General features: G+C 72.2%; 16 protein-coding genes and 1 riboswitch. Of the genes, 4 read left to right on the top strand and 12 right to left on the bottom strand.

The window, feature by feature from the left end:
- Positions 1–145 precede the first annotated feature (145 nt).
- Positions 146–790: a DUF998 domain-containing protein gene (locus tag IEX89_RS01460; RefSeq protein ID WP_188908742.1), complete on the top strand. Its 645-nt coding sequence runs from the start codon at positions 146–148 to the stop codon at positions 788–790.
- Positions 791–794: 4 nt separating this feature from the next.
- Here the strand turns inward: IEX89_RS01460 and IEX89_RS01455 are convergent, their stop codons facing one another.
- From IEX89_RS01455 to IEX89_RS01420, 8 genes are all read right to left on the bottom strand, one after another.
- Complete coding sequence (locus tag IEX89_RS01455; protein ID WP_188908739.1) at positions 795–1,892, bottom strand: TRAP transporter substrate-binding protein; 1,098 nt, start codon at positions 1,890–1,892, stop codon at positions 795–797.
- Positions 1,879–2,688, bottom strand: coding sequence for a bifunctional hydroxymethylpyrimidine kinase/phosphomethylpyrimidine kinase (gene thiD, locus IEX89_RS01450; protein ID WP_188908737.1), 810 nt, complete (start codon positions 2,686–2,688; stop codon positions 1,879–1,881). The genes IEX89_RS01455 and thiD overlap by 14 nt, the downstream gene beginning before the upstream one ends.
- 36 nt (positions 2,689–2,724) lie before the next feature.
- On the bottom strand, positions 2,725–3,402 hold the full coding sequence (gene thiE, locus IEX89_RS01445; protein ID WP_188908735.1) for a thiamine phosphate synthase: 678 nt from the start codon (positions 3,400–3,402) through the stop codon (positions 2,725–2,727).
- The gene (thiM, locus tag IEX89_RS01440; RefSeq protein WP_188908733.1) at positions 3,399–4,190 is read right to left on the bottom strand and encodes a hydroxyethylthiazole kinase; all 792 of its coding nucleotides are present in this window, start codon (positions 4,188–4,190) and stop codon (positions 3,399–3,401) included. Before thiM ends, thiE begins: the two co-directional genes overlap by 4 nt.
- A riboswitch (TPP riboswitch) is annotated at positions 4,180–4,287 on the bottom strand. Its footprint overlaps the gene before it by 11 nt.
- Positions 4,288–4,362: 75 nt before the next feature.
- A complete protein-coding gene (locus IEX89_RS01435) occupies positions 4,363–5,154 on the bottom strand; it encodes a hypothetical protein (protein WP_188908731.1) in 792 nt (263 codons plus the stop codon).
- 20 nt (positions 5,155–5,174) lie between these two features.
- The gene (gene rpe / locus IEX89_RS01430) at positions 5,175–5,852 is read right to left on the bottom strand and encodes a ribulose-phosphate 3-epimerase (RefSeq protein ID WP_188908729.1); all 678 of its coding nucleotides are present in this window, start codon (positions 5,850–5,852) and stop codon (positions 5,175–5,177) included.
- 79 nt (positions 5,853–5,931) lie between these two features.
- Positions 5,932–6,570, bottom strand: coding sequence for an inner membrane-spanning protein YciB (locus tag IEX89_RS01425; RefSeq protein WP_188908727.1), 639 nt, complete (start codon positions 6,568–6,570; stop codon positions 5,932–5,934).
- A gap of 111 nt (positions 6,571–6,681) precedes the next feature.
- Complete coding sequence (locus IEX89_RS01420) at positions 6,682–7,638, bottom strand: sodium:proton symporter (protein WP_188908724.1); 957 nt, start codon at positions 7,636–7,638, stop codon at positions 6,682–6,684.
- A gap of 134 nt (positions 7,639–7,772) precedes the next feature.
- Between IEX89_RS01420 and IEX89_RS01415 the strand changes: the two genes are divergently transcribed.
- A complete protein-coding gene (locus IEX89_RS01415) occupies positions 7,773–9,011 on the top strand; it encodes an NAD(P)/FAD-dependent oxidoreductase (protein WP_188908722.1) in 1,239 nt (412 codons plus the stop codon).
- Here the strand turns inward: IEX89_RS01415 and IEX89_RS01410 are convergent.
- Positions 8,984–9,244 carry a hypothetical protein gene (locus tag IEX89_RS01410; protein WP_188908719.1) on the bottom strand — a complete coding sequence of 87 codons (261 nt, stop codon included), beginning with the start codon at positions 9,242–9,244 and terminating at the stop codon, positions 8,984–8,986. The genes IEX89_RS01415 and IEX89_RS01410 overlap by 28 nt on opposite strands.
- Positions 9,245–9,387: 143 nt before the next feature.
- On the opposite strand from IEX89_RS01410, the gene IEX89_RS01405 reads away from it, so the two are divergent.
- Positions 9,388–10,677, top strand: a complete 1,290-nt coding sequence (locus IEX89_RS01405) for a coiled-coil domain-containing protein (protein WP_188908717.1) — start codon at positions 9,388–9,390, stop codon at positions 10,675–10,677.
- A 103-nt stretch (positions 10,678–10,780) separates the two neighbouring features.
- Complete coding sequence (locus IEX89_RS01400; protein WP_188908715.1) at positions 10,781–11,599, top strand: SDR family oxidoreductase; 819 nt, start codon at positions 10,781–10,783, stop codon at positions 11,597–11,599.
- A 2-nt stretch (positions 11,600–11,601) separates the two neighbouring features.
- On the opposite strand, the gene IEX89_RS01395 is transcribed toward IEX89_RS01400, so the two are convergent.
- From IEX89_RS01395 to carB, 3 genes are all read right to left on the bottom strand, one after another.
- Positions 11,602–12,129 carry a hypothetical protein gene (locus IEX89_RS01395; RefSeq protein WP_188908713.1) on the bottom strand — a complete coding sequence of 176 codons (528 nt, stop codon included), beginning with the start codon at positions 12,127–12,129 and terminating at the stop codon, positions 11,602–11,604.
- A 123-nt stretch (positions 12,130–12,252) separates the two neighbouring features.
- Positions 12,253–12,726: a transcription elongation factor GreA gene (gene greA / locus IEX89_RS01390; RefSeq protein WP_188908711.1), complete on the bottom strand. Its 474-nt coding sequence runs from the start codon at positions 12,724–12,726 to the stop codon at positions 12,253–12,255.
- Positions 12,727–12,846: 120 nt separating this feature from the next.
- Positions 12,847–16,323: a carbamoyl-phosphate synthase large subunit gene (gene carB, locus IEX89_RS01385; RefSeq protein ID WP_188908709.1), complete on the bottom strand. Its 3,477-nt coding sequence runs from the start codon at positions 16,321–16,323 to the stop codon at positions 12,847–12,849.
- Between the last annotated feature and the right edge of the window lie 85 nt (positions 16,324–16,408).

Raw genomic sequence — 16,408 nt, 5'->3', positions numbered from 1 at the left:
CCTTCGATGCCGCGCAGGATAGGGCGGCGCGCGACGCCGCGACACCCGAAAGCGACGATCCCGGGGCGGCGACGAAACGAGCCGGCGAGCGTCGCGTTGGGGTGCGTCATGCGGATCGGCGACAGCCGAGGAACGAGGGGGCGACATGGCTCATGCGCGCGTGCGACGGACGGACGAGGGCTCGGCCCGGCTCGCGGCGGGGATCGCGACGCTCGGCGCGCTCGTTCTCGTGACGACCGACATCGTTGGCTCGCTGCTCGCGCCGGGCTACGGCCCGATTCGCGATTCGATCAGCGACCTCGCCGCCGGGCGCCTCTCCTGGATCCAGGACACGGGGCTCGTCGCCTTCGCCATCGGCCTCCTCGCGCTCGCCTTCGGCCTGCGGCGGGTCGGGGAGGGGCCGCGCGGCGATCCGCGGCTCTGGTCCGGCGGCGTCGTCATGGTCGCGCTTCTCGCGGTGGTCGTCGCGATCATCGCGCTTCACGACGAGTACGGGGACCGCGACCGGGGCGGGTTCGTCTTCCACATCGAGCTCGTCTACACGCTGGGCGTCCTCTTCGGGCTCGCGACGCTCCTTCTCGCCCGCGGGCTCTTCGCGCGCTCGCGCCGGATGGGTGCCTTCGACCTCGCCGTCGCGGCGGCGTGGATCGTCGGGGCCCCGATCTACTTCTTCGTTCCCCCCGGCTGGGATGGCGCCTTCGAGCGCGGGCTCGCGCTCCTCGTCCTGGTCTGGGTCCTCGCGATGGCGCGGCTCGTCGCCGGCGGGCGCGGGCGGGTGGGGCTGACGTGACGCCTCACACCCGCGCCAGCGAGCGCGCCATGTCCGCCTCCAGCCGCGACCAGGGCGCCATCTCCTCGCGTGCCGCGCGATAGCTCGCGACGATCCGACCGGCGAGGTCCGACGATGCCGCGATGGCGTCGATCTCCGCCCGCGCCGCCTCCTCGGCGGCGACGACGACCTCCTCGGGAAAGCCCACCAGCTGCACGTCCGCCTCCGACAGCATGGCGCGCAACGCCGTCGCGTTGCGGCGATGGGCGTCGGCCAGCGCGAGCGCGTGCTCCGCCTCCGCCGCCTCGGCGACGATGGCGCGAAGGTCCTCGGGCAAGGCCGCGAGCGCGTCCGCGTTGACGAGGAGCTCGCTCGCGCCGTTGGGCTTGTTGAAGCCCGGCGCGTAGTAGAGCGGCGCCACCTGGTGGAGGCCGAGCTCGTGATCCGTCGCCGGCGCCAGGAACTCGACGGCGTCCACCGTGCCGCGCTCGAGCGCGGTGTAGGTGTCGCCCGCGGGGATCGTCACCGGCGTCGCGCCCAGCCGCGCGTAGACGCTCGCGCCGAGCCCCGCGACGCGGATGCGCAGGCCCGCGATGTCGGAGGGCGTCTCGACGGGTGAGCGGAAGAAGCCGCCCATGCACGGCCCGGTATTGCCGGCGAGGAAGGGCTTCACGCCCCATTCGCCGTAGAGCGCGTCCCACAAGGCCTGCCCGCCGCCGAGCGAGAGCCACGCCTGGTGCTCGATGGGCCCCAGCCCGAAGGGTACCGTCGTGAAGAAGGCGGCGGCGGGGATGCGACCCTGCCAGTAGAGCGCCGCGCTGTGGCCGGCCTCGACGGTGCCGTTCGAGACGGCGTCGAGGACGGAGAAGGCCGGCACGATCTCGCCCGCGGCGAACAGCGTGACGACGAGCCGCCCGCCGGCCATGGCGTTGATGCGATCGACGATGCGCTGCGCCGTGACGCCGGGCCCCGCCTGGCCGCGGGGCCAGGAGGTCACGAGGCGCCAGCGGATCGGCGCGGCCTGCGCCCGCGCGATGCGCGGCGCGGCGAGCGCGCCGCCGGCGAGGCCGAGGACGCCGCTCGCGAGGGCGGCGCGGCGGGTGGGATCGTCACCATGCGGCATGGAAATGATGCACGGGCCCGTGCCCGCTCCCGATCTCGAGGCTGTCCGCCGCGGCGATGGCGGCGCTCAGGTAGTTCTTCGCGGCCGCGACCGCATCCTCCAGAGGCGCGCCGGAGGCGAGCCCGGCGGCGATGGCGGAGGACAGCGTGCAGCCCGTCCCGTGGGTGTTGCGCGTCTCGATCCGTGGCGCCGCGAGGCGGGTGACGCCGTCGCGCGTCACCAGGAGATCGACGCTCTCCGGCCCCGTGCCGTGCCCGCCCTTGACGAGCACCGCCCGCGGCCCGAGCGCGAGGAGCCGCTCGCCCTGGGCACGCATCGTCTCCTCGTCCTGCGCGACCGGCTCGCCGAGGAGAACGGCGGCTTCGGGCAGGTTCGGCGTCAGCAGCAGGGCCCGGGGCAGGAGCACCGTGCGCAGGGTCTCGACGGCGTCGTCGGAGAGGAGCTTGTCCCCCGAGGCCGCCACCATCACCGGATCGAGCACGATCGTCTCGACGCGATGGCGCGCGAGGCCGGCGGCGACGACCTCGATGACGGCCGGGCGCGACAGCATGCCGATCTTCACGGCGTCCACCGCGAGGTCGGAGAAGACGCTGTCGATCTGGGCCGCGACGAAGTCCGCCGGCACGTCGTGGATGTCCTGCACGCCGCGGGTGTTCTGGGCGGTGAGCGCGCAGATCACGCTCGCGCCGTAGACGCCCAGCGCCGAGAAGGTCTTGAGGTCGGCCTGGATGCCGGCGCCGCCGCCGGAATCCGAGCCTGCGATGGTGACGGCGATGGCCGCCTTGTCGAGTCCCATGAGGATCCTCTCTTTCGGTATCGTGCGCGCGATGCGTCAGGCCCCGCGGGCCGCGAGCGCCTCGTCGACGAGGCGGCGCAGGCCGCGGGCGGAGGCGGTCGGGTCCTTCCGGCGGAAGATCGCGGAGATGACCGCGATCCCGTCCGCACCGGAGCCGATCACGGCGCGGGCGTTGGTCTCGTCGATGCCGGCGATGGCGCCCAGCGGCATGCCGGGCACGGCCGCGCGCCCGGCGGCGACGGTCTCCGCGAGCCCGGCGAGGCCGATGGGCGGCTCGGGATTGTCCTTCGAGGTGGTGGCGAAGACGCCGCCGATGCAGCCGTAATCGACGGGGACGTCGGCGAGCGCGCGGGCGTGGACGGGCGTCTTCAGGGTCCAGCCGATGATCGCGTCCGGCCCCAGCAGCCGGCGCGCGTCGTGCGGGTCCATGTCGCTCTGCCCGAGATGCACGCCGTCGACCTGCGCCGCCAGCGCGACGTCGACCCGGTCGTTGACGAGGAGCGGCACGCCCGTTCCCGCGAGCGTCTTTGCGAGCGCGCGGGCGAGCTCGACGAGCCTGCGGGTGTCCGCCTGCTTCTCGCGCAGCTGCACCAGCGTCGCGCCGCCCGCGACGGCGCGGCCGACGAGATCGACGAGGTCGCGCCCATCGGTGTCGGGCAGGCCGACGATGGCGTAGAGGCGCAGATCCACGGGGGTTCGGTCGACGCGGTTCACGAGATCCTCGCGAGGTCTGAGAGCGCCGCCTCGTCGAGCGCATGAAGCGCATCGAGGTAGGCGGCGGGGAAGCTGCCGGGGCCGGCGGCGCGGGCGCCGGCGATCTCGCCGGCGACGCCGAGCACGAGGAGCGCCGCGGCTGCGGCCTCCGAGTGATCTTCGTGGAGCGCGGCGAAGGCGGCGAGGAGCGCCGAGCCCGCACAGCCCATGGCGGTGATCGCGGCCATCAGCGAATGGCCGTTGGCGATGCGGATCGTGCGGTCGCCATCGGTGACGACGTCGACCTCGCCCGTGAGCGCGACGACGGCGCCGGTCTCGCGAGCGAAGCCGGCGGCGACCGCGGGCCCGGGCGCGGCGCCCGCGAGGGCGCGCAGCTCGCCGGGATTGAGCCGCACGATGGCGGGGCGCTCGGCGAGGAGCGCGCGGGCGAACGCGAGGCGGGGCGGGGACGCCTCGACGAAGACCGGGTCGAGGACGAGCGGGCGTCCGGCCTCGCGCGCCGCCGCGACCGCCACGGGGATGCCGGCGCGGCGTTCCGCGTCGAGCGTGCCGAGGTTGACGAGGACGGCGTCCGCGCGGCGAGCGAAATGCTCCGCCTCCTCGGCGGCGACGGTCAGCGACGGGATGGCGCCCGCGGCGAGGAGGAGGTTGGCGGTGAAGGCCTGCGCGGCGGCGTTCGTCAGCGCGTGGACGCGCGGATGCCGGGCGCGGGTCTCCTCCAGGAGACGCGCGGCGAGGCGCGGGAGCGTATCGGGATGATTTGCGCGCGGTGGCGCGTCGTCGACCATGTCTCGTTCCCTCCGCCGGTGCGAGCCGGATCAGGTTCGATGGGTTGGCGCGGGTCCGCGCCTCTCAGCCCGCGATCGGGCACCCCGTGAGACCAATGGGTGGTGACGTAACTCGCGCCCCCCGGCTTCGCAAGGTGTGCGCTCGCGGGGCGGGTATGCGCGCGGGCGCGGGTCAGCCGCGGCAGGCGAAGGGCGGGAAGGTGCTCGCCATCCCTGCGTTCATGGCGAGGATCACGAGCACGTTCGCCATGGCGAGCTCCGCCTCCGAGCGCGGGCAGACGTCGGCATCGGCGAGGCACCCCGAGGCGACGAAGGCGTCGTGGCGCGTGACGAACTCGGCGGAGAGCCCCTCGCGCCCCATGCGCGTCGTGGCCTCCTCCCAGGCCGTGGCGTAGCGCGCGCACTTCTCGCGCGACCAGGCGTCGGGCTCGGCGCCGCTCCCCTGCGCTCGCGCCGCGTCGACGCCGAAGCCGGCCAGCACGGCGACGGCGATACCCGCGAGCGCCGCGCGCCGCCGGCCGGGCGCGAAGGCCGCCGCGGCGCCGAGACCGAGCGCGACGATCGGCCAGGGCAGGAGATAGGGCCGCGCCGTCACCGAGAAGGCGCCGGCGGCGTCGATCGTGAGCCCGATCATCGCGTGGCCCAGCGTGTCGAGGAGGCCGTATTCGCGAAGCGACCAGAGGATGTCGCCGGCGTTGCGGTCGAAGGCGAAGAAGGCGAACACCGTGCAGGGCACCAGAACGAGCCCCGTCGCGGCCCCCAGCGCGAGGCGCGGCGCGTTCGGCGCGAAGCGTCCCGCGAGGAGCGAGACCGTGAACGCCGCCAAAGCGCCGGACGCGGCGAAGATCGCGACGACGAGCCAGGTCCGGGGAGACAAGGCCTCGCCGCGCTCGACGATGCGGAGGAAGACGACGAAGCCGGCGAGCGCGCCGAGCGCCAGCGCCCGCCACAGAGCCGTCGGCAAGGCGCGTTCCGCCTGCGCTTTCACCCGCGCGCGCCTTCGGCGGCTCGACGGATCGCGGCGATGTTGCCGGCATAGGCCGACTGACCGCCCTTGAAGGCGGCCGAGCCGGCGACGAGGACGTTGGCGCCCGCCTCCACGACGAGCGGCGCCGTCTGCGGCGTCACGCCGCCGTCCACCTCGATGTCGATCGGCCGATCGCCCACGAGCGCGGCGATGCGGCGGATCTTCTCGACGACGGGAGCGATGAAGGCCTGCCCGCCGAAGCCGGGATTGACCGTCATGGCGAGGACGAGGTCGACGTCGTCCAGAAGGGGCGCGATCGCCTCCGCCGGCGTGCCGGGATTGAGCGCGACGCCCGCCTTCTTGCCCAGCGCGCGGATCGCCTGGAGCGAGCGGTGCACGTGCGGCCCCGCCTCGACGTGGACCGTGATCACGTCGGCTCCCGCCTCCGCGAAGGCGGCGAGATAGGGGTCCGTCGGGGCGATCATCAGGTGCACGTCGAACACCTTCGGCGTCGCCGGGCGGATCGCCTGCACGACGATGGGGCCGAAGGAGATGTTGGGCACGAAGTGCCCGTCCATCACGTCGATGTGGATCCAGTCCCCACCGGCCTCGGCCGCAGCGGCGACGTCGGCGCGCAGCGCGCCGAAATCCGCGGAGAGGATGGAGGGGGCGATGAGGAGGTCGCGCGTCGTCATGTGAGGGCCGCTAGCATGCGGGAGGGTGCGGCGCAACTGTGCGTGCGCGTCGATCGCGTCGCGGTGCTCCGCACAGGCTTCACGGTTCCGCAGGCTCGGCGCGCCTCCGACTCCGCGCGGCCTCGTCCCAGTAGCGGTTCGCCACCATCGAGGTGACGACGAAGAAGAGCCCGATCCAGGCGATGTCGGACACGCCGTTGTAGACCGCCCAGACGTCGTCGGAGAAGCCGCGCCAGACGACCTCGTTGGCCGCGGCGCGGGCGACGGACAGCGCGATCCAGGCGAGATGGAGCGTGCGCCAGCCCGCGTCGGTCATGTGGATGGTGTAGCCGAGCGTCCGGCGCAGCAGGCTCGGCCTGAGCAGCATCCCGCCGGCGACGATCGCCGCGAAGGCGAGGGAGCCGACGGTGTTGCTGACCTTCACGTAGGTCGTGTCGTCCAGGACGAGGCCGATGGTCAGAAGCACGATCGTCAGCCCGAAGATGGAGATCGCCATCAGCGGCAGCGTCCGGTCCCAGCGCCAGCGAAGGGCGATGGCGAGCGCGGTCGCCAGGGTCGCGAGCCCGGCGCCGACGAAAATGCCGCCGAGGAGATGCCCGATCAGGAAGGCCGGGCCGGGGATCAGCTCCACCATCAGCCGCTTGTCCATGCCGCCCACCTTCCCGCTCGTCTCGTCGTCGCCCACAGACCGCGTGCGGTGCGTCTGCTTTCGTGCCATGACCCGTCACCCCGCGCCATGCGGCGAACGGTACATTGGGCAGACGGCACGCGTGTATCCGGACAGTAGCATCGCCGCCCGCGTTTTCGACGGCGACACGGCGGCGAAGCCTCACCCCGCACGCTCCTCCACCACGAACCGCCGCGCCATCGGCTTCACGATCTGCGGCATGAGGTAGATGGGGAATTGGGCCAGCGCGAAGAACAGGAAGGTCGTCTCGGGCGTGGCGGCGCCGAGCGCGGCGACGAGGAGGCCGATGTTGCGCTGGCCCGTGGCGTAGCCCATGACGAATCGCTCCGCCGGGGGCAGGGGGCGCAGGATCAGCATGGCGCTGGCGAAGCCCGCGGCGGAGAGGCCGAAGACGATGGCGAGGATCGTCGCCACGAGGGCGGGGCGCTCCACCATGGCGGCGAGAACGCCGTCCATCGCGGCGATGGCGAAGATCGCGTAGAACACGACGCCGAGCCCGTCGAAGCGCGCCTTGTTGCGCCGGATGCGCTCCATGCCGAGCGTGAGGCGCAGCACGATCGCGAGCGCCAGCGCCCCGCCGATGAGGAGGGCGAGGCGCGTGACGAGCGCGCCCGCGTCGAGGGGCACCGCGGCGCCGGCGACGGCTTCGACCAGCGGCGGCGCGACGAGCGGCGCGAGCATGGTCGTCACCAGGACCACCGCGACGAGGAGCGTCGGCGGGAGGTTGAGCATCATCGCCACCGCGGGCGAGGACATGATCGGCGGTGCTGCGGCATAGAGGGCGAGCCCGAGCGCGAGGCCGGGACCCAGCGCCTCGCGGCCGACGACCGCGAAGATCGCGACCACGATCGCCGGCGGCGCCGCGAGCAGCCACAGGCCGGCGAGCCCGATCGGCGCGGGGCGGCGCACGAGCGCGCGCAGCGCCGCGAGATCGACCCGCGCGAAGGTGATGGCGAGGAAGGCGAAGATCGTCGCGCCGAGCAGCGGGCGCGCGGCGGCCGCGAATTGCGGCAAAGCGAGCCCGATGAAGATCGAGAGCGCGAAGCCCTGCGTGCCGTAGCGCCCGATCAGCGCGAGGGGGTCGAGGACGGAACGCACGGGTGGGAAGCTCCTGTCGGCCGCGCGCCCGCCTTCGCCTGCGCGGCGCATGCGCAGCTTCGCGCATGGCGGGCGCGGCCGTTTTGGCTTAACCCGGTCGAGGCGCCAAGAACACGGGTAAAGGTACGAGATCCATGCGTGCGGATGTGGTGGTCCTCGGAGCGGGCATCGTGGGCGTGTCCATCGCGCTCCACCTCCAGGAGCGGGGGCGCTCCGTCGTCCTCGTCGATCGGCGGGACGCCGGCGAGGAGACGAGCTACGGCAATGCCGGGCTGATCGAGCGCGCCTCCATCGTGCCCTACGCCTTCCCGCGCGATCCCGCCAAGCTCGTGCGCTACGGGCTCAACCGCTCGACGGAGGCGCACTACCATCTCGGCTACCTGCCGCGAATCGCGCCCTGGCTCGCCCGCTATTGGCGCAATTCCTCGAAGCGCGGCCTCGCCGAGGCGACGCGGGCGATGCTGCCGCTCATCGAGCTGTGCGTGAGCGAGCACGAGCGGCTCATCCGCGAGGCCGGGCTCGCGCCGCTCCTGCGCAAGACGGGCTGGATCAAGGGCTTTCGCTCCAAGCGCACCTTCGACAAGGCGCTTCTGGAAGCGGAGGCGACGAAGCCCTTCGGCATCAAGTACGACGTGCTCGACCAGGCGGAGGTGCACGCCCGCGAGCCGCACCTCTCCGACGTGATCATCGGCGGCATCCACTGGCTCGACCCCGCCACCGTGCCCGATCCCGGCGCCGTGGCGAAGGGCTACGCGCGGCTCTTCGTGCAGAGGGGCGGGCGCTTCGTGCACGGGGACGCGCGCTCCTTCACGGTCGAGCGCGGCGGTTTCTCGGTGACGACGGAGGGCGGGCGGCTCGACGCCGCGGAGGCGGTCGTCGCGCTCGGGCCCTGGTCGGACGACGTGTTCAAGCCGCTGGGCTACGCCATCCCGCTCGCGGTCAAGCGCGGCTACCACATGCACTACAAGCCGCAGGGCAACGCGGTGCTCAACCACCCGGTCTTCGACACGGACGCCGGCTTCGTGCTCGCGCCCATGACGCAGGGCGTGCGGCTGACGACGGGCGCCGAGTTCGCGCCGCGCGACGCCGCGCCCACGCCCGTGCAGGTCGACCGCGCCGAGCCGCTCGCGCGGGAGATCTTCCCGCTCGGCACCCGCGTCGACGCGCAGCCCTGGCTCGGCGCCAGGCCCTGCCTGCCGGACATGCGCCCCGTCATCGGCCCCGCGCCGAAGCATCCGGGCCTCTGGTTCGCCTTCGGGCACAACCACCACGGCTTCACGCTGGGTCCCGTCACCGGCCGGCTGCTCGCCGAGCTGATGACCGGGGCCGTGCCCTGCGCCGATCCCTACTGGTTCCGCGCGGACCGATTCTGAGGCGGAACGTCGTCCTCGTCCGGCAGGATCTGCGCTTCCTCCGCTTGCGCGGGGGAGCTCGACGGGTCTCCCGGGAGATCCACGACGGCGAGAAGCCCGTGTGCGTCCAGCGCCTCGTAGGCGGCGACGTGCTCGGGCCGGCCGTCGGCCAGCGCCGAATCGAAGGCGGCGAGCACCGCCTCGGCTCGCTCGCCGGCCTGCGCCGCGATGGCCTCGCGCCAGGTCTGGTTCATGCGTTTTCTCGCGACCCGCGCCATACGCGCCCTCCCGACTTGAACCCGACGCTAAACATTCCTTTCTTAGATGCGCCGTATCGATGCCGCGGAACAAGAGGCGATGCGGGCGAGAGTCGGTGCATGAAGGACCGAGGCGAGCGATGGCGCGCATGAAGGCGACGGGCCGCACGGCGGCAGGCTGGGAGGCCGGCGGTGGAAACCGCCCGGTGATGCTCGTGCTCGCCGCCTTCGCCGCGCTCGGCTGGGGCGCGGCCTTCTATGCGCTGTGGCTCGATGCCGGCCACCGCACCGCCGCCGCGACCGCCATGGAGCGGCTCGAGGCCGAGAACGCCATGCTGCGCGACGCGCTCGCGCCCATGCGGGACCTCGCGGGTGTCGCGACGGCGCCGATCCTGGTACCCACGCCCGGGGAGGTCGCTGACACCTTCGCCGAGCCGCGCGAGACCGGCGGCGTGCTGCGTCTCGCGGAAGCGCAGGCCTCCGAGCTGGCGACAGGCGCCCGGGACGCGCTCGAAGCCGAGATCGCGCGCCTCGACGAGGAGCGCCGCGTGGCGCAGGCGGACCTGTCGCGCATGGCGCAGGCGAGCGCCGACGCGGTCGCCGCCGGCGAGGCCGAGCGCCGCGCCCGCGAGCAGGCGGTGCGGGCGCTCGAGGACCGCGTCCTCGTCCTGCGCGACGACATCGTGCGGCTGGAGCGTCAGGTCGCCGAAGCGCGCCAGGCCCGCGACGCCGCCCGCGAGCGCACCGAGGCGCTCGCCGCCGAGGCCGAGGCCGCGCGCGCGGCGCAGGCCGACGCGGTGGCCTCCGAAGAGGATGCGCGATCGGCCGAGGCCCGCGCGGTCGCGGCCCGCGACGACGCCCTCGCCGAGCTCGCGGCCGCGGAACGTGCCGAGCAGGCTCTGCGCGACCGGATCGAGGCCGCCGAGACGGCGCTCGCGGCCGCCGAGGAGCGCCGGGACGCGCTCGGCAGCGAGCTCACGGCCCTGCAGGAGCGTCGCGACGCGCTCGCGGGCGAGCTCGACGCGCTGCGCGAGGCCGCGCGCGATGCGCGCTCGCGCGCCGACGAGGCCGATGCCGCAACGGCCGCGGCTCGCGCGGCTGCGCTCGACGCCGATGCGCGCGCGCTCGAAGCGCAGGAGGCGCAGCGGCGTCTCGATGCGCTGCGCGCCGAGATCGCCGACGCCGAGACGCGCCTCGCCGAGCTGACGGACGCCGCCGAGGCCGCGGCGGCCGCCCCGCCGCCGGTTCCCGTGCCCGCTCCGCCGCGCGCGCCGGCTCCCGCGCCGGCCCCTGCTCGCGCCGCCGAGCCGGTCCGCACGGAGCCGCTCCGCGCCGAGCCAGCTCGCGCGCCCGCCGTGCGGACGCTCCCGCGCACCGAGATGCGGCCAGACGGCGCGCGCGTGATCCGGGTCGTGCCCTCCTTCCAATAGAGCGCGCGACTGGAAGCCCGCTCGCGGCCCGCGTCGATCCGCCGAGCGAACGCGAGGGGCGCCTGCGCCGTTGTCCGCGCGACACCAGCGCGCGGGAGACGGCATGAACGCGATCACGGACCTCTTCGACCTCCGCGGCCAGACGGCCGTGGTCACCGGCGCCTCCTCCGGCATCGGCGCGGGCATCGCCCGGCTGCTCGGCGAGGCGGGCGCGAACGTCGTCGCCAATTACCGCAGGAACGAGGAGGGCGCCCGCGCCGTCGTCGACGAGCTGCGGCAGGGCGGCGGCGAGGCGGTCAGCGTTCAGGCGGACGTCTCTAAGGAAGACGACGTCGCCCGCCTCTTCGACGCGGCGCGCGACGCCTACGGCACGGTGCACATCCTCGTCGCCAATGCCGGGCTCCAGCGCGACGCGCCCGCGCACGAGATGAGCCTCGACGATTGGTCGAAGGTCATCGACGTGAACCTGACGGGCCAGTTCCTGTGCTGCCGCGAGGCGATCCGCGAGTTCCGCAGCCGGGGCATGGTGCCGGAGACCTGCCCGTCGCTGGGCAAGATCGTCTCGATCTCGTCCGTCCACCAGTTCATCCCCTGGGCCGGGCGTGTGAACTACGCCGCCTCGAAGGGCGGCATCATGCTGATGATGCAGTCGCTCGCGCAGGAATACGCCCACGAGAAGATCCGCGTGAACGGCATCGCGCCCGGCGCCATCAAGACCAACATCAACACGTCGGCCTGGGACGACCCGCAGGCCGAGCGCTCGCTCCTCGAGAAGATCCCCTACGGCCGGGTCGGCGAGCCGCGGGACGTCGCGCAGGCGGCGCTCTGGCTCGCCTCGGACGCGAGCGACTACGTCACGGGCGAGACCATCGTCGTCGACGGCGGCATGGCGCTCTACCCGTCGTTTCGGGAGGGTGGGTGAAATCAGAGCCGACGTGCGAGCCAGCTCGCATAGGCGTCGGCGAGGTTGGCCGCGCGGCGCAATTCGAAGCTCTCGGAATACCAAGGACCGGCCTGATCCGGCGGGAGCGCGACGCGCAGGGGCTCGCGGGCGATGACCTGCCCGCCTGCGGTCAGCGTCGCGGTGCCGGACAATTCGTCGGCGGACAGCGAGCCGCCGCCGGGAAAGCCGAAGCCGAAGAGCCTGTCGTCGCTCTCGCCCGAGCCGTAGCCCGTGAGCAGGAAGCTCTCCAGCGTCACGACGAGGCGCGCGCCGCCACGGGCGCGGCGGTCGGCGAAGGTCGCCTCCAGCGCCCGCGACAGGCGCTCCTGCAGCAGGTCCGCGTAATTGCCCACGCCCTTCGCGCGCAGAGGCGAGACGTCGACACGGATCTCGCCGATGGCGGGAGCGGGCTGCGCCGCGGCCGGGAGGACGAGCATGCCGACGAGGAGCGCGAACGCGGCGACGAGCGTCGCGAGCGGGTGGGTGCCTCTCTTCATACCGGTTCGCATGACGATCTCCTCCCGAATCGACGTTTCACGGTGCCGGCGCGTCTCACAGGCGCGGCGCGTGCGTACGGGAGGAGAACCCCGCGGCGGGCGCGGGGTTCGAGCGGCTCTGCTGAGCGGAACTCGTCAGCGGAACTCGACGCTCATCACCTCGTACGACTTGCCGCCGCCGGGGGTGTGGACCTCGACCGTGTCGCCAACCGTCTTGCCGATGAGGGCGCGGGCGATGGGGGAGCCGATGGAGACGCGACCGGAATGGACATCCGCCTCGGGCTCGCCGACGATCTGGTAGGTCTTCTCTTCCTCGGTGTCCTCGTCGATGAGCTTCACCGTGGCGCCGAACTTCACCCTGTCACCGGTGAGCTTGGCGGGCTCGATCACCTCGGCGCGGGAGATCAGGCTCTCGAGCTCGAGGATGCGGCCCTCGTTGTGGGACTGCGCCTCTTTCGCCGCGTGGTACTCGGCGTTCTCGGACAGGTCGCCCAGCGCGCGCGCCTCCGAGATCGCCTGGATGATCCGTTGGCGCTCGACCTGCTGGCGCTGCTTGAGCTCCTCTTCGAGCTTCTTGAACCCCGGGGCCGTGATCGGGACCTTGTCCATTTTCTGTCTCACCGACGCGAAAAAGCCGGAGCGCGGAGCGGCGCTGACGACGCTCCGCGCTGAGGCGGTTGGGAATGGGGCGGGAGCCGCGCGCCGTCTCGACGGTGCGCGCGTCGCGCTTCAGGCGAAGTAGTCCTGGAGCGCCCGCACTTCGAGATCGCCGCCGAGATAGGCCTGGATGCCTTCCGCGGCTGCGATCGCTCCTGCGAGAGTGGTGTAGTACGGCACCTTATGCAAGAGGGCCGCCCGGCGCAGGGAGCGCGAATCGGAGAGCGCGCTCGCGCCCCCCGTCGTGTTGAAGACGAGGTGGACGTCGCCGTTCTTGATGGAATCGACGATGTGCGGCCGGCCTTCGAGCACCTTGTTGATGCGCTTGGCCTTGACGCCCTCGCCCTCCAGGAAGCGCTGCGTGCCGGAGGTCGCGAGGATGGTGAAGCCGCGCTCCGCCAGCATGCGCACGGCGGGAAGGATGCCGGCCTTGTCCTCGTCGCGCACGGACACGAACACCGTGCCGACCTTGGGCAGCATCGTGCCCGAGCCGAGCTGGCTCTTCAGGAAAGCGATGCCGAAGGAGCGGTCGAGGCCGATGACCTCGCCCGTCGAGCGCATCTCCGGGCCGAGCAGCACGTCGACGCCGGGGAAACGCGCGAAGGGGAACACGGCCTCCTTCACGGCGATGTGGTCGCGCGGCGCCGCGCGCTCGCCGAGCCCGAAGCTGTCGAGCGCCTCGCCCGCCATGATGCGCGAGGCGATCTTGGCGATCGGCTGCCCGATGACCTTCGCCACGAAGGGCACCGTGCGCGAGGCGCGCGGATTGACCTCGAGCACGTAGATCGCGCCGTCCTTGAGCGCGTACTGGACGTTCATCAGGCCGCCCACGTCGAGCGCCAGCGCGAGCGCTTTCGTCTGGCGCTCGAGCTCGGCCACGGTCTCGTCCGAGAGCGTACGGGGCGGGAGCGTGCAGGCCGAATCGCCCGAATGGATGCCCGCCTCCTCGATGTGCTCCATGATGCCGGCGACGAACACGCTCTTGCCGTCGCACAGGGCATCCACGTCGATCTCGGTCGCGTCCGTCAGGTAGCGGTCGAACAGGAGCGGGTTCTTGCCCAGCACCGTGTTGATCTGCCCCGTCTTGTCGTTGGGGTAGCGCGCCTTCACGTCCGAGGGGATCAGCGAGGGGAGGGTGCCCAGGAGGTAGTCCTCGAACTGGCTCTCGTCGCGGATGATCGCCATGGCGCGCCCGCCGAGCACGTAGGAGGGGCGCACCACGAAGGGCAGGCCGAGATCCTGCGCCACGAGGCGCGCCTGCTCGACGGAATAGGCGATGCCGTTCTTGGGCTGCTTGAGCCCGAGCTTGTCCAGCAGGCGCTTGAAGCGGTCGCGGTCCTCGGCGAGGTCGATCATGTCGGGGGAGGTGCCCAGGATCGGCACGTCCGCGTCCTCGAGCGCGCGGGCGAGCTTGAGCGGCGTCTGCCCGCCGAACTGCACGATGACGCCGTGGAGACGCCCGGCCTCGCGCTCCGTGTCGATGATCTCGAGCACGTCCTCGGCGGTCAGGGGCTCGAAATAGAGCCGGTCGGACGTGTCGTAGTCGGTCGAGACGGTCTCGGGATTGCAGTTGATCATGATCGTCTCGTACCCGGCGTCGCCGAGCGCGAAACAGGCATGGCAGCAGCAATAGTCGAACTCGATGCCCTGGCCGATCCGGTTGGGGCCGCCGCCGAGGATGACGACCTTGTCGCGCGTCGACGGCAGCGCCTCGTCGGCGAGGACGCCGCCGAAGGGCATCTCGTAGGTCGAGTACATGTAGGCCGTCGGAGAGGCGAACTCCGCCGCGCAGGTGTCGATGCGCTTGAAGACCGGGCGCACGCCGAGCGCGCGGCGCTTGGCCTTGACCTCCGCCTCCTCGACGTTCGCGAGGACCGCGAGGCGCGCGTCGGAGAAGCCCATGGCCTTGAGCCGGCGGAAGGCGCCGGGCGTCGTGGGCAGGCCCAGCGACTTGATCTTGCCCTCCGTCGCGACGATCGCCTCGATGTGCTCGAGGAACCAAGGGTCGATCTTGCAGGAGGCGTGCACGTCCTCCACGGAGGCGCCCATGCGGAACGCCTGCGCGACCTTGAGCAGGCGGTCCGGCGTCGGCGTGCCGAGCGCGGCCTTCACCGCGTTCCAGTCGTCGCCCTTGCCGATGCCCTCGATCTCGATCTCGTCGAGGCCGGTGAGCCCCGTCTCGAGCGAGCGCAGCGCCTTCTGCAGGCTCTCGGGGAAGGAGCGGCCGATGGCCATGGCCTCGCCCACCGACTTCATGGCGGTGGTGAGGATCGGCTCGGCGCCGGGGAACTTCTCGAAGGCGAAGCGCGGGATCTTGGTGACGACGTAGTCGATCGTCGGCTCGAAGGCCGCGGGCGTCGCGCCGCCGGTGATGTCGTTGGCGATCTCGTCGAGCGTGTAGCCCACCGCGAGCTTCGCCGCGACCTTGGCGATGGGGAAGCCCGTCGCCTTGGAGGCGAGCGCGGAGGAGCGCGACACGCGCGGGTTCATCTCGATGACGACCATGCGCCCGTTCGCCGGGTTGATGGCGAACTGCACGTTCGACCCGCCGGTCTCGACGCCGATCTCGCGGAGTACCGCGATCGAGGCGTCGCGCATGATCTGGTATTCCTTGTCGGTGAGCGTCAGCGCCGGCGCCACCGTGATCGAATCGCCCGTATGCACGCCCATCGGGTCGATGTTCTCGATGGAGCAGACGATGATGCAATTGTCCGCGCGGTCGCGGACGACCTCCATCTCGTATTCCTTCCAGCCGAGCACGCTCTCCTCGATGAGCACCTCGCCGGTGGGGGAGGCGTCGAGGCCGCGCTCGACGATGTCGAGGAATTCCTCGCGATTGTAGGCGATGCCGCCGCCGGTGCCGCCGAGCGTGAAGGACGGACGGATGATCGCCGGCAGGCCGATCTCGGCGAGCGCCATCAAGGCCTCGCCCAGCGCGTACTCGATCGTGCGCTTGCGCCGCTCGATCTCGCCCGCCTGCCAGGTGCGCTCGAACTCGGCCGTCAGACGCGCCTTCTCGTCGGCATCGACGTCCATGGCCTCGATGCGCGCGAGCTCGGCCTTGTACTGGTCCTTGTGGCGCTTCTTGAGCGAGGACGCGTTGGCGAGGCGCGAGGAGGGCGTCTCCAGGCCGATCTTGGCCATGGCCTCGCGGAAGAGCTGGCGGTCCTCCGCCTTGTCGATGGCCTCCGCCTTGGCGCCGATCATCTGGACGCCGTACTTCTCGAGCACGCCCATCTGCTCGAGCGACAGCGCGCAATTGAGCGCCGTCTGCCCGCCCATCGTCGGCAGCAGCGCGTCGGGGCGCTCCTTCTCGATGATCTTGGCGACCACCTCGGGGGTGATCGGCTCGACATAGGTGCGATCCGCGAGTTCCGGATCTGTCATGATGGTGGCGGGATTGGAGTTGACCAGGATGATCCGGTAACCCTCCTCCTTGAGCGCCTTGACCGCCTGCGTGCCGGAATAGTCGAACTCGCAGGCCTGGCCGATGATGATCGGTCCCGCGCCGATGATGAGGATCGAGGAGATATCGGTGCGTCTGGGCATGGCGGTCTCGTGCTCGATGGGGCCGCCCGCACGTAAAAAGAGGCCCGCGCGCGAACACGTGAGCCTCGTGCCGAGCGGCCCGGCC

It is taken from the genome of Salinarimonas ramus, assembly GCF_014645695.1.
GTDB lineage: Bacteria > Pseudomonadota > Alphaproteobacteria > Rhizobiales > Beijerinckiaceae > Salinarimonas > Salinarimonas ramus.
This window is presented reverse-complemented; position numbering and strand designations above follow the sequence as displayed.

Excerpts from the sequence above, each read along its gene's own strand:
- IEX89_RS01455 (WP_188908739.1), bottom strand. The coding sequence starts at position 1,892 with ATGCCGCATGGTGACGATCCCACCCGCCGCGCCGCCCTCGCGAGCGGC.
- rpe (WP_188908729.1), bottom strand. The coding sequence starts at position 5,852 with ATGACGACGCGCGACCTCCTCATCGCCCCCTCCATCCTCTCCGCGGAT.
- carB (WP_188908709.1), bottom strand. The coding sequence starts at position 16,323 with ATGCCCAGACGCACCGATATCTCCTCGATCCTCATCATCGGCGCGGGA.
- IEX89_RS01415 (WP_188908722.1), top strand. The coding sequence starts at position 7,773 with ATGCGTGCGGATGTGGTGGTCCTCGGAGCGGGCATCGTGGGCGTGTCC.
- IEX89_RS01400 (WP_188908715.1), top strand. The coding sequence starts at position 10,781 with ATGAACGCGATCACGGACCTCTTCGACCTCCGCGGCCAGACGGCCGTG.
- greA (WP_188908711.1), bottom strand. The coding sequence starts at position 12,726 with ATGGACAAGGTCCCGATCACGGCCCCGGGGTTCAAGAAGCTCGAAGAG.
- IEX89_RS01425 (WP_188908727.1), bottom strand. The coding sequence starts at position 6,570 with ATGGCACGAAAGCAGACGCACCGCACGCGGTCTGTGGGCGACGACGAG.
- IEX89_RS01395 (WP_188908713.1), bottom strand. The coding sequence starts at position 12,129 with ATGCGAACCGGTATGAAGAGAGGCACCCACCCGCTCGCGACGCTCGTC.
- thiD (WP_188908737.1), bottom strand. The coding sequence starts at position 2,688 with ATGGGACTCGACAAGGCGGCCATCGCCGTCACCATCGCAGGCTCGGAT.
- IEX89_RS01460 (WP_188908742.1), top strand. The coding sequence starts at position 146 with ATGGCTCATGCGCGCGTGCGACGGACGGACGAGGGCTCGGCCCGGCTC.
- IEX89_RS01410 (WP_188908719.1), bottom strand. The coding sequence starts at position 9,244 with ATGAACCAGACCTGGCGCGAGGCCATCGCGGCGCAGGCCGGCGAGCGA.
- thiM (WP_188908733.1), bottom strand. The coding sequence starts at position 4,190 with ATGGTCGACGACGCGCCACCGCGCGCAAATCATCCCGATACGCTCCCG.
- IEX89_RS01405 (WP_188908717.1), top strand. The coding sequence starts at position 9,388 with ATGGCGCGCATGAAGGCGACGGGCCGCACGGCGGCAGGCTGGGAGGCC.